Origin of the sequence: Parafannyhessea umbonata (assembly GCF_012844235.1) — a bacterium.
Lineage (GTDB): Bacteria > Actinomycetota > Coriobacteriia > Coriobacteriales > Atopobiaceae > Parafannyhessea.
Genome location: NZ_JABAGR010000013.1, coordinates 16728 through 28676 on the forward strand (window position 1 = coordinate 16728; position 11949 = coordinate 28676).

The window sequence follows — 11949 nt, forward strand, 5'->3', positions numbered from 1 at the left end:
CCTTGGAGTACCTGGACAACACGGGAAGGCAGCGCCTCGGCGATGCGCTGGGAGACGCCATCGGCGAGGATGCCAGGCTGTCCATCATCGCCTCCTACTTCACGGTCTTCGCCTACGGCGAGCTCAGGGACGAGCTGCAGAAGGTCGACGAGCTCCGCTTCGTCTTCGACCAGCCCACCTTCGCCAGGAGGATGGAGTCGGAGAGGGAGCCCCGCGAGTGGGAGATCGCGCGCCGGTCCCGCGAGCTCGGCGTCGCGGGCACGGGGCTCGAGCTCAGGCTCTCCAACAACGTGAACCAGCGGGCGCTGGCGCGCGAGTGCGCCCAGTGGGCCCGCGAGAGGGCGACGTTTCGGACGGCGAGGAGGGCCGGCATGATCGCCACGTCGGGGAGCTACCATGTGGCGAACCCGCACGGCGAGGACCAGGCCTTCATGGGGTCGGCCGCGAACGCGTTCACGCTCGAGGGCCTCGGCTACGAGCGCCGCCCCGGCATCGTCACCGGCGTTAGCCACTTCCAGACGAGCTCGGAGGCCGCCGGCCTCAAGGCCATGTTCGACGGCATCTGGGACAACCAGCAGCTCGTCGAGGACGTGACCGGCGCCGTCATCGAGCAGCTGGAGACGCTCTATCGCGAGAACCCGCCCGAGCTCGTGTACTTCCTCACCCTCTACCACCTGTTCCGAGACTTCATGGAGGACCAGGAGGACCCCATCGACCCGGCGCTGGGCTTCGAGAGGTCTGTCGTCTGGAACAAGCTCTACGACTTCCAGAGGGACGCGGTGGTGGGAGCCATCCGCAAGCTCGAGAAGTACAAGGGATGCATCATCGCGGACTCGGTCGGCCTGGGCAAGACCTTCGAGGCGCTCGCGGTCATCAAGTACTACCAGGAGCGCAACGCGCGCGTCCTCGTGCTGTGCCCCAAGCGCCTGCGAGAGAACTGGACGCTCTACACGAGGGACAACGACGACCGCAACCCCCTGGCGGACGACCGCCTCGACTACACCGTGCTCAACCACACTGACCTCTCGCGCTACCGCGGCATGAGCGGCGACGTGGACTTGGGACACCTCAGGTGGGGCAACTACAACCTCCTGGTCATAGACGAGAGCCACAACTTCAGGAACAAGAGCACGGACTCCGACAAGAGGGACCGCTACACGCGCCTCATCGAGGACGTGATTAAGAAGGGCGTGCGCACGAAGGTGCTCATGCTCTCCGCCACGCCGGTCAACAACCGCCTGCTCGACCTGAGGAACCAGATTGAGCTCATCACCGAGGGCGACGACGGGTACCTGGCGGAGACCGACGGCATCCCGTCCATCACGCACGTGACGCGGCTGGCCCAGCAGCGCTTCAACGAGTGGAGCAAGCTCCCTGACTCCAACAGGACCACCGAGAGCTTCGCGGAGATGGTGAACCCCGACTACTTCAAGCTGCTGGACGTACTCACCATCGCGAGGAGCCGCAAGCACATCACGAAGTACTACGGCGCCTCCGACGGCAGCTTCCCGAAGCGGCGCAAGCCGATCTCGTTCAGGACCCCCATCGACCTGGAGGGCGAGCTGCCGCCCATCAGCGACCTCAACGACACCATCGCCAAGCTCACCTTCGCGCAATACCAACTTCTCGCCTACGTCCGACCCGACGTGCAGAAGAAGTACGAGGCGAGGTACGGCGACACCTGGGGAAAGGACTTCCAGAGCCAGGTGCATCGCACCGTCGCAGTGGCGAACCTCATGCGCGTGAACGTGCTCAAGCGCATGGAGTCCTCGGTTAACAGCTTCCGCATCACCCTGGAGCGCATCCTCGGGACCTGCGAGGGGCTGCGGAGGGAGTTGGACTCGCTCGCCGTCGGGGCCTCCTACGACGTCTCCGAGGCGTCGGAGTTCGAGGACGACGACGATGCGGACGAGTTTGCCGCCGGCGGCAGGGTCCACGTCGACCTCCGCGACGTCGACCGGCTCCGCCTGGCGGACGACCTCGACTACGACATCGACAAGCTCAACGAGCTGCTCTCCTACGCGAGGCGCGTGACGCCTGGGCGCGACGCGAAGCTCGCCAAGCTGCACGACTACATCGTCGAGAAGGTCAGTAACCCCTACAACCCAGGCAACCGCAAAGTCCTCGTGTTCACGGCGTTCGCCGACACCGCGGACTACCTGTTCGAGCAGCTGGCCCCCACCCTGAAGGCGGAGCTGGGGCTCGAGTGCGCGGAGGTCACGGGCGACCGCAACCGGACGTACTCCCTCAGGCTCCCCCGCACGACGTTCGAGGAGGTGCTCTGCCACTTCTCGCCGGTCTCGAAGGAGCTCGACGAGAGGGACAGGACGCTCGGCGAGGTGGACGTCCTCTTCGCCACGGACTGCATCTCGGAGGGGCAGAACCTCCAGGACTGCGACTGCCTGGTGAACTACGACATCCACTGGAACCCCGTGCGCATCGTCCAGCGCTTCGGGCGCATCGACCGCCTGGGCTCGACGAACACGCAGATCCAGCTCGTGGACTTCTGGCCGGACGTTGACCTCGACGAGTACATCCAGCTGGAGGGCCGCGTGAAGGGCCGCATGGCTCTCATGGACGCGAGCGCCACGGGCGAGGAGAACGTGCTCGAGGACAAGGCCCCCGACCAGATGAACGACCTCGCGTACCGAAAGAGGCAGCTCGAGCAGCTCCACGACGAGGTTCTGGACCTGGAGGACATCTCCGGGGGCATCTCAATCACGGACTTCGCCTTCGACGACTTCCGCGTGGAGCTCCAGCGCTACGACAGGGACCACCCCGGCCTGCTCGAGAGCACGCCAGACGGGATCCACGCGGTCGTGCCAATCCCAGAGGCGCTCCGCAGCGAGGTGGCCCCCGGGGTCATCTTCTGCCTGAGGCAGACCGACGAGGGAAGGGACCCCAGGGACTCAAACCCCACCTTCCCGTACTACGTCGTTTACGTGACGCAGGACGGTAGCCACGTGAGCAGGCACACGCAGCCGAAGGCCGCCCTCGACCTCATGCGCGCGGCGTGCGAGGGGCATGCGGAGCCGATCCTCGACCTCTGCCGGGAGTTCAACAGGGAGACGAGGGACGGCCTCAGGATGGACCGCTACACCGAGCTCCTGGACGACGCCGTGTGCGCAATCACGGGCGTCCAGGAGGGCTCCGGCATCGACTCCCTCTTCGACCTGGGGGAGGTCGGCAGCGGGGTCACCCTCGGCTTCGACGACTACTCACTCGTTAGCATGGTGGTGCTGCGATGAGGATGGACTGGAGGGACGTGCTCCGCCTGCCGGAGGCGGCGTACGCCAGCGGCAGGAGGATACCGAAGACCGTGCTGGCCAGCAGGGCCATGCTCACGAAACGCGAGGAAAAGGTGCTGGACAAGGTTAGGCGCGTCGAGCACTTCGCGACCGTGTCCAAGGGCACCACCCAGGTGCTCCCTCGCGTGGACGACGACCACGACATCCAGAGCGTCATCATCCTGAGGTGCCAGATGGCGGGGGACTCCCAGGCGGTCGCCGAGGTGGCGGGGCTCCTCCATGGGTGCTTCCCGAATCCGACGGTCATCCTGCAGGAGGCGGGAGACCAGGTGGCGGTCTCCGTCGACATTACCAGGAGGAGCCTCGCGGAGCGCGGGGCAACCGTGGTCTCGGGCGTGGAGTCCACCGGGCTCTTCGACCCAGGGGACGAACGATACGCCCCGTTCCTCCGGGCGCTCGCGTTCGAGAACCTTCCCCAGGATGACCTTCTCTCGTACCTGGAGGCCCTCGCCGGCTGTGCGAGGCTGTCGAGGGCCATACCCGCGCTTGGGTTCTACCCAAGCTGCGCGCCAGGGGACCGCGAGCGCTTGCTCGAGCTCGTGGCGGAGTACGACCGGTGCCAACGGGAGGTCGACGAACTCGCGGAGCGACGGCGGGGCAGCGACGTGAGTCCCAACGAGTCGGCGCGGCTGAGGATGGAGATTCGCAAGGTGGAGAGGCGCCGCGACGGAAGACTCGACGAGATACGACGCCTTTGCAGGCGGGATGGACAGAACACGGAGGTTACGCGATGAGCGACGAGATCGAGAGGCTGGACCTGAGGTCGGAGGACCTGGTCGAGGAGCGCTTGGAACAGATGAGGCAACTGGTGCCCGAGGCGTTCTCGGAGGGCGGCGTCGACTTCGACAAGCTCCGCCTTCTCCTGGGCGACGAGGTAGACGAGGGCGACGAGCGCTACGCCTTCACCTGGCCGGGAAAGGCTGACGCCATACGTCAGAGCCAGACGACCTCGCACGCGACGCTTAGGCCCTGCATCGAGAAGAGCCGTGGCCGCGGCGGCGAGGACGGCTCCTTCGACTCGGACAACGTCTACATCGAGGGGGACAACCTCGAGGTGCTGAAGCTCATGCAGCGGGCCTACCACGGCAGGGTGAAGCTCGTCTATATCGATCCGCCCTACAACACGGGAAGCGACTTCATCTACAAGGACACCTTCGCCGACACGATTGAGCACTACAAGGAAGAGGCCAACCTTTCAGGACAGTCGAACGCCAAGACGGACGGTCGGTTCCATGCCAACTGGTGCTCGATGATGTACCCGCGCCTGAAGCTCGCGCGGGAGCTCCTGTCGGACGACGGTATCATCATAGCGAGCATCGACGAGAGCGAGCGAACCAACCTCCAGCTCATCCTCAACGAGGTGTTTGGCGAGACGAACTTCGCAGGTGAGATCATCTGGAAGAACAGCAGCAAGAACGACCAGGCGTACATTTCGATGCAGCACGAGTACCTATTGGTTTACGTTAAGGACAAGGGGTCTAACTCTGGGAATTGGACCGAGAAGAAGGGCGGACTTGAGGAGATCTATTCCGCCTTCGAGGGATTCCATGCGAAGTACGGTAACGACTGGAAGGCGATTCACAAGGCAGCGCTCGATTGGTATAACCATTTCCCACCATCCAGTCCTGTATATGCAAGTAAGCATTATTCATGGATGGACGAAAGGGGGGTGTATTTTCCGGCAGATATCTCTGGACCGAATGACGGGCAATATGTTTATGACGTTAAGCATCCCGTTACGGGGAAGCCGTGCAAGAGGCCGAGTCGTGGATGGTTCTGCCCCCAGCAGGAGATGGAGCGCAGGGTCAGCGAGGGTTTAATACACTTCGGCGATGATGAAAAGACTGTTCCCAACATCAAAACATATCTGAAGGATACCGAGCAGCAGAGCCTTCCGAGCATTCTGTATAAAGACGGCCGTGTCGCGTCCAAGAAGCTCGCAAGGATGTTTGGGGCCAAGGTTTTTTCCAACCCCAAGGATGATGGCGTGCTATCGCAGCTCTTCAAGGCAATGGACGTCAAGTCCGATGACGTTGTGCTTGACTTCTTCTCAGGTTCCGCCACGACTGGCGAGGCGGTCGAGAGAATGAATTGCTCGCAGCGGATTGCCGCGAAGTGGATTCTCGTCCAGCTGCCGGAGAACCTCGAGGATAACCTCAGGACGGCGACTGGGTCAAACAAGAAGATTACCGCGAACGCCATAAAATACCTGAGGTCACATGGCAAAGATCCTCTCCTCACTGAACTCGCTGAGGAGAGGCTACGTCTCTCGGGGGACGAGATCTTGGGCGAGATTTCGAGCGATTCGGGGCAGCTGACCTTGGACGGCACCAGTCAGAGTCAGCCCGACATTGGCTTCCGCGTGTTCAGGCTCGATGACTCCGGCATCGAGCGGCCCAGGGACGGCCAGCTCCTCATCGACCGCAGGAAGCCCGGACGCACCGACCTCGACATAATCTTCGAGGCGATGCTCAGATGGGGCTACGAGCTCACCTACCCGGTGGAGGAGGCGAAGTTCGCGGGCTACCCCTGCTACTCGGTGGCGGCGGGCGACCTCGTCTGCTGCATGCAGCCGGGGCTCACGACGGACGCCCTCGATGCCATCGCGGCTTCGCAGCCTCGGCGCGTCCTCATGATGGACTCCGCGATAGACGACACGACGAAGCTGAACGCGCTCGCCATATTCCGCCGCGTCGAGGAGAGGACGCAGCAGAAGATCGAGCTCAGGACGGTGTAAGGGAATGGGACAGCTTACGTTCAAGTACTCGGCGGACCAGCAGTACCAGCTGGACGCCATCGACGCCGTCTGCGACCTGTTCCGCGGACAGGAGTTCCTCGACGCGCGCTTCATGACGGACCTCGCGGCCCCCACGCAGGAGGGCATTCCCGGCATCGCGGCGCCGGCGCAGCAGCAGATCTTCTCCGTCGGACACGCGAACGGGCTCAGGGTCTCGGCGAGGCAGCTGGAGGAGAACCTCCACGCCGTGCAGGAGAGGAACAACCTCCCCGCGACGAGGGACCTCACGGGCGGGCGCCTGCGCGACTTCTCGGTCGAGATGGAAACGGGCACGGGCAAGACCTACGTCTACACGCGCACCATCTACGAGCTCAACCGGCGCTACGGGCTCACGAAGTTCGTGATAGTCGTCCCCTCCGTCGCCATCCGCGAGGGCGTGAGGAAGTCGTTCGAGAGCACGAAATCCCACTTCGAGGGACTCTACGACCACACGCCCCTCGAGTGCTTCGTCTACGACTCCTCCAGGCTCGGGGCCATCACCAACTTCGCCGTGAGCAGCTCCATACAGGTGATGATCATCAACATCGGGGCCTTCAACAAGGAGCTGGACAAGGACGCGAAGAAGGGCGTCACGAACATCTTCCACCGCCCCAGCGAGAAGCTCATCGGCGGCAGGAGCCCGCAGGAGCTCGTGAGCAGCTGCAACCCCATCGTGATAATCGACGAGCCGCAGAGCGTCGACAACACCGCGAAGGCACAACACGCAATCGACACCCTGAACCCGCTCTTCGTGCTGCGCTACTCGGCTACCCACAGGAAGCGCCTCAACATGGTGTACCAGTTGGGACCCGTGGAGGCCTTCCAGCGGCACCTGGTGAAGGGCATAGTCGTCGACTCGGTGCAGAGCCAGGCGGACCTCAACGGAGCCTTCGTGCGCCTCGACTCGGTAGACAACAAGAGCGGGTATGCCGCCAAGCTCACCATCGACTCCCGCGAGGAGCGCGGGGGCCAGAAGCGCAAGAGGGTGACGGTGCGCACGGGGGCCGACCTCTACCAGAAGTCCAACGAGAACGCCGACTACGAGGACGGCTGGATCGTCAGCAACATCGGGACCGAGCCCGGCCAGGAGTTCGTGGAGTTCGAGAACGGCACCTACCTCGAGCTCGGGGAGTCGCACGGCGACCCCGAGAGCGACGCCGTCAAGCGCGCCCAGATCGCCGAGACCATCGAGGACCACCTGGACCGCCAGCTCAGGCTCCGCCCCCTCGGCATCAAGGTCCTCTCGCTCTTCTTCATCGACAAGGTCGAGAAGTACCGCGTCTACGAGGGGAAGGGCGGCGACTGGCGCAAGGGCGAGTACGCGCAGATATTCGAGGACGAGTACCGCCGCATAGCGGGGAGCCAGAAGTGGCGCCGCCGCTACGAGCGCGCGGGCGTCGAGCTGCCGCAGGACCCCGAGCCCCTGCACGCCGGCTACTTCGCGCAGGACGGCAAAGGCAAGTTCAAGGACACCAAGGAGTCCGCGTCCACGAACGCGGATACGAGCGCCTTCGAGCTCATCATGAGGAAGAAGGAGACCCTCGTGTCCCTGCCGGACGGGAGGGACCCCGAGAAGGACGTCTGCTTCATCTGGAGCCACTCGGCCCTCAAGGAGGGCTGGGACAACCCCAACGTCTTCCAGATCTGCACGCTCGTCGAGACGAGGGACACCCTCACCAAGCGCCAGAAGATCGGCCGCGGCCTGCGACTGCCCGTGAACAACGAGGGCGAGCGCTGCCTCGACCCGGACGTGAACGTGCTCACGGTCATCAGCAACGAGAGCTACCGCGACTTCGCAAGGGGCCTGCAGAGGGAGTTCGAGGAGGGCGGCTACCGCTTCGGCGTCCTTTCCCCCGAGAGCTTCACGAGCCTCGTGCTCAGGGGGCCGGACGGCGGCGAGGAGATGCTCGGCCACGAGCGCTCGAAGAGGGTCTACGAGACGCTCGAGGAGCGGGGGCTCGTGGAGGCCAGCGGCTCCAAGAGGGGGGCCATCAAGCCCGAGCTCAAGGCCGCCGCGGAGAAGGGGGAGGTCCCCCTGCCCGAGGAGGTCGCTGACGTCGAGGGCGTCCAGGAGCAGGTCTGCGGGATCGTCCTCCACAAGGCCGAGAGGCTGCAGATTCGCGACAAGTCCAAGGAGGTCGAGGTCGAGCTGGAGAAGGACGTCTCCGCGGACCCCGCCTTCCAGGCGCTCTGGGAGAGGATCAGACAGACGACCCGCTTCGAGATGAACGTGGACACCGACGACCTCGTGGCGAGGGCGGTCGAGGGCGTGAGACAGATGCCACGCGTGAAGCCGGTCGAGGTCCTCAGCATGTCGGCGGGCCTAAACGTCGGCGATTCGGGCGTCTCCGCGAATGAGAAGAGTGTGCGCACCTCGCTCGTGCGCACGGACGCCGCGCACGTCTACGACCTGCCCGACCCGCTCTCCGAGCTCCAGGACAGGGTCGGCCTCACGCGCGGTACCATCGCGAGGATCCTCGAGGGGTCCGGGCGCATGGGCGAGTTCAAGGTGGACCCCATGACGTTCCTCTCGCAGGTCGCGGAGAGGATCGAGGCCGCCAAGAACCAGGTAGTCGCCAAGGGCATCAAGTACACCAGGCTCCCCGAGAGCCAGTGGTACACGATGGACGTCCTCGCCGTGAACGACCTCAGGGCCTACCTCGGCCAGAACGCATGGGAGCCGCTCCACCACAAGAGCCTCTACAGCTATGTCGTCTACGACTCCTCGAGTATCGAGAAGCCCTACGCCGTGGCGCTCGACCGGGCGGAGGAGGTCAGGGTCTTCGCGAAGCTTCCGAGCAAGTTCAAGATCGACACCCCGCTCGGGAGCTACAACCCCGACTGGGCCTACGTCGAGGAGGGGGAGGACGGGCACCAGCGCGTCTACTTCGTCGTCGAGACCAAGGGCAAGCAGCGTGGGCAGAACCGCCCGACGGAGGAGGCCAAGATCAGCTGCGCCGAGAAGCACTTCGAGGCGCTGGACCTGGGCGACGACTTCCACTACGACGTCGAGGTCGAGTACCACTACGCGCACGCATAGGGGAGATTGCGATGCTCAATCGTGACATACGAGTTGACCTGCACATCCACTCGAAGGCTAGCAAGTACAAGGAGTCTACGGATGCAGATGGGAGGAGCATCGTAGATGAGTCAGATTCCGACCACCTCGACGTCCTGTTTAGGGGGCTCGAAAAGCACGGGATCAATCTCATCTCCATCACGGATCACAACCGTTTCGACGTCGACCTGTACCGTGCAGTAAACCAGATGATTGCGAGCGGAAGAGGCGGAAGTGTCCAAGCCGCTCTGCCCGGGATCGAATTCGACGTCGAATTCCAGCCCTGTCATCCCCAGGCACATGTGATAGCGATATTCGACGCGTCGGAATGGAATGACGACTGCGACAAGTGGGAGAACGACTATCGCAAAATAGGCGAAGCGATAGAGAACAACAAGCTCGAGGACCCCGAGGGAAAATACACGCAATCAGAGTTCGAGGCCATACTCAAGGCCATCGGGAAGAACGTCATTCTCATCGCCCACCAGCACCAAAGCCTCACGAGCACGAACGTAAAGAAGCGCTCGCTGTCTTCAGCAACTGACGACGCGGAAGACCTAGTGAGGTTCAAGTACATCGATGCGCTCGAATACACGAGCTCCAAGGTAGAGGGCATCCTCCTCTCTGACCTCGCTACCCTGGATGTGAGCACTAGCACCATCGTCGGGAGCGATTGCCACACGTGGTCCGCTTACCCGAAGCATGACAGAGGCGCACGAGAACGTGAATCATTCTTCTCAACCATCCGTGCCCTGCCAACGTTCAAGGGCCTTCTAATGGCGCTTACCTCTCCGAGGACAAGGTTCCAGCAGCCAGATAGGCCCGTGAACAGCTCGTTTCTTGACCACTTCACTGTTAACGGGGTAGAGGTTGATTTATCCCCGGGCATAAACGCAATCATCGGCGAAAACGGAGCGGGGAAGTCATCATTGCTGGAGATGATGATGACGGGAGGGAAGCAGTCTCAGAGTCACGTAAAAAAGCTCCAACAGGACAATCGGATCGATATGCCGAAGACGCTTTCTGGCGGTGACAATGTCCTATACGTTCGGCAGAATGATCTCGAAAGGCGTTATTGGAATAAAGGAGGGATGTTCGAGGAGTCGCAATACCCACAGGTAGACAACAGCGCGTTCGAACGAAAGATGCGAGCATGGTCTGCTTCCGTAAAGGGTGCGGTGAAGCGACACATCCAATCAAAGACTTTGGCTGACAGGCTGGCGACCACATCATATGTCATAAAGCCGCAATTAGAGGCTGGGACCTACTACCCACACATTGCAAAGTCCGAAGGGTTCGAACGAGTCGAGAATCCCCATAAGGCCCGTCTCGAAAACATCAATAACGCCCTAGACATCTTGAACTCTGAGATGGGTTCCGGATACTACAAAGATGACTCTCAGGAGAAGGCGGACCTGCAGACTGCGATATCTGCTCTGTGCCGCATTTCCGAAGTAATTTCGTCAAGAAGCCAACGGGCAACTAAGATCTCTGAGGCAAGGAATGCGGTCTCGCTAGCTATAAGCAAGTACAACAGCAGCATACAACCACTCCAGACGGCGAAGGACCGCGAGAAGACTGACTACCAGCGAAAGAAGAGTGCGGTCCTCGATGCCGTTGTCGAGGAGGCACGCAATGCGTGCAAACCTCCGGTGAATATTGTGCCGATTTCCCTTCCGGCTGGTGCTGGCACCAGCGAGAATCCTTCTCGAGGGTTCAAATTTGTGTCAACCGCAGCCTATTCTGACAACAGCGAGATTGCAGAGACATTCCTGGCCGAGAACATGAACGTCAGATTCCAAACGCTCGAAGACGTACTCAAGATCCAGTCGACTCAGGAGATTGAAGCTGCGATACCCCGTCGTAGGCAAGGTGACTGGGAGGCACGCTGGGATTCGATGGTCGAGAACTTCATTAGCGATGAGGAGAAGATGTCTCGGTTCATAAAGGGCAATTCTGACCGGAGAGTCGGCAATACCCTTGGCGAGCAGTCGCTCACGTACTATGAATACTGCTCTTACCAGGGGTCTGGTATCGACGTATTCGTGATAGACCAGCCAGAAGACCACATCTCAAACGCTCGGATCTCCAAGCGTTTGATTGGCTTCTTCAATCGCATGCGAAGAGACAAGCAAGTCATTCTCGTCACCCACAGCCCACTGTTGGTTGTGAACCAAGACGTGGACAACGTTGTCTGCCTAAAGACGGAGGCTGGGAAGATGAGTGTGAAGAGTGGATGTCTGGAGTACGGCGACATTCTTCAAGAGATTTCCCAGCAGATGGATGGCGGGACAGAGGCCATCAAGAGGAGGCTGAGGGTTTATGGCGAGGCAGTATAGGGTGAAGGTGGAATCCTCCGAGCGGCCGACGCTGCGCGTTGAGGTCGATGGCAAACCCACCGTCACCTTCTTGCTGGATACTGAAATCAGGGCGGAGGAAGTGTTCAAGTCCCTGGATTACAGTCCCGAAGATACATATGAGCTCACGGGAGCTGACTCAGACAACCTGCAAAGTCAGCCATTTGCAGCCTTCGTTGATTTCCTGCGGCAGGTCATTGCGGGCATTAACGGTTTGGCAACCGGCAAAGACCATCAGGAACCGTCACAGGTTGCGTTGGGAGAAGACGAACCTAGCGACTGGGGGGACATTCCATTCTAGTGCCGGCTATCTTGTAAGCTGTGCAGACATTGAAATAAATGGCGCATTGTGAATTGGGGCTCGGTCTACATTTTCGGCTCTTCGGTGGTTTCTGTGGGAGAGATTCCGGCATAGGCCCAGCTCAGCGGGCGAAAACAACGATCTGGAAC

The 11949-nt window shown here is 61.6% G+C and carries 6 protein-coding genes; all 6 read left to right on the plus strand.

Going from position 1 to position 11949, the window contains the following annotated elements:
* The first annotated feature begins 2 nt into the window (after nucleotides 1-2).
* The 6 genes from HF885_RS09840 to HF885_RS09865 are packed head-to-tail and all read left to right on the plus strand — an operon-like array spanning nucleotide 3 to nucleotide 11800.
* A complete protein-coding gene (locus tag HF885_RS09840) occupies nucleotides 3-3248 on the plus strand; it encodes a helicase-related protein (RefSeq protein WP_170104743.1) in 3246 nt (1081 codons plus the stop codon).
* Complete coding sequence (locus HF885_RS09845) at nucleotides 3245-4042, plus strand: DUF4391 domain-containing protein (RefSeq protein ID WP_170104744.1); 798 nt, start codon at nucleotides 3245-3247, stop codon at nucleotides 4040-4042. Before HF885_RS09840 ends, HF885_RS09845 begins: the two co-directional genes overlap by 4 nt.
* Nucleotides 4039-6045, plus strand: coding sequence for a site-specific DNA-methyltransferase (locus HF885_RS09850; RefSeq protein WP_170104745.1), 2007 nt, complete (start codon nucleotides 4039-4041; stop codon nucleotides 6043-6045). Before HF885_RS09845 ends, HF885_RS09850 begins: the two co-directional genes overlap by 4 nt.
* Before the next feature lie 4 nt (nucleotides 6046-6049).
* Entirely contained in the window at nucleotides 6050-9124 is a 3075-nt protein-coding gene (locus HF885_RS09855; RefSeq protein ID WP_170104746.1) for a DEAD/DEAH box helicase family protein, read from the plus strand.
* Nucleotides 9125-9135: 11 nt separating this feature from the next.
* On the plus strand, nucleotides 9136-11481 hold the full coding sequence (locus tag HF885_RS09860; protein ID WP_170104747.1) for an AAA family ATPase: 2346 nt from the start codon (nucleotides 9136-9138) through the stop codon (nucleotides 11479-11481).
* Complete coding sequence (locus HF885_RS09865) at nucleotides 11465-11800, plus strand: hypothetical protein (protein ID WP_170104748.1); 336 nt, start codon at nucleotides 11465-11467, stop codon at nucleotides 11798-11800. The genes HF885_RS09860 and HF885_RS09865 overlap by 17 nt, the downstream gene beginning before the upstream one ends.
* Nucleotides 11801-11949: the final 149 nt, after the last annotated feature.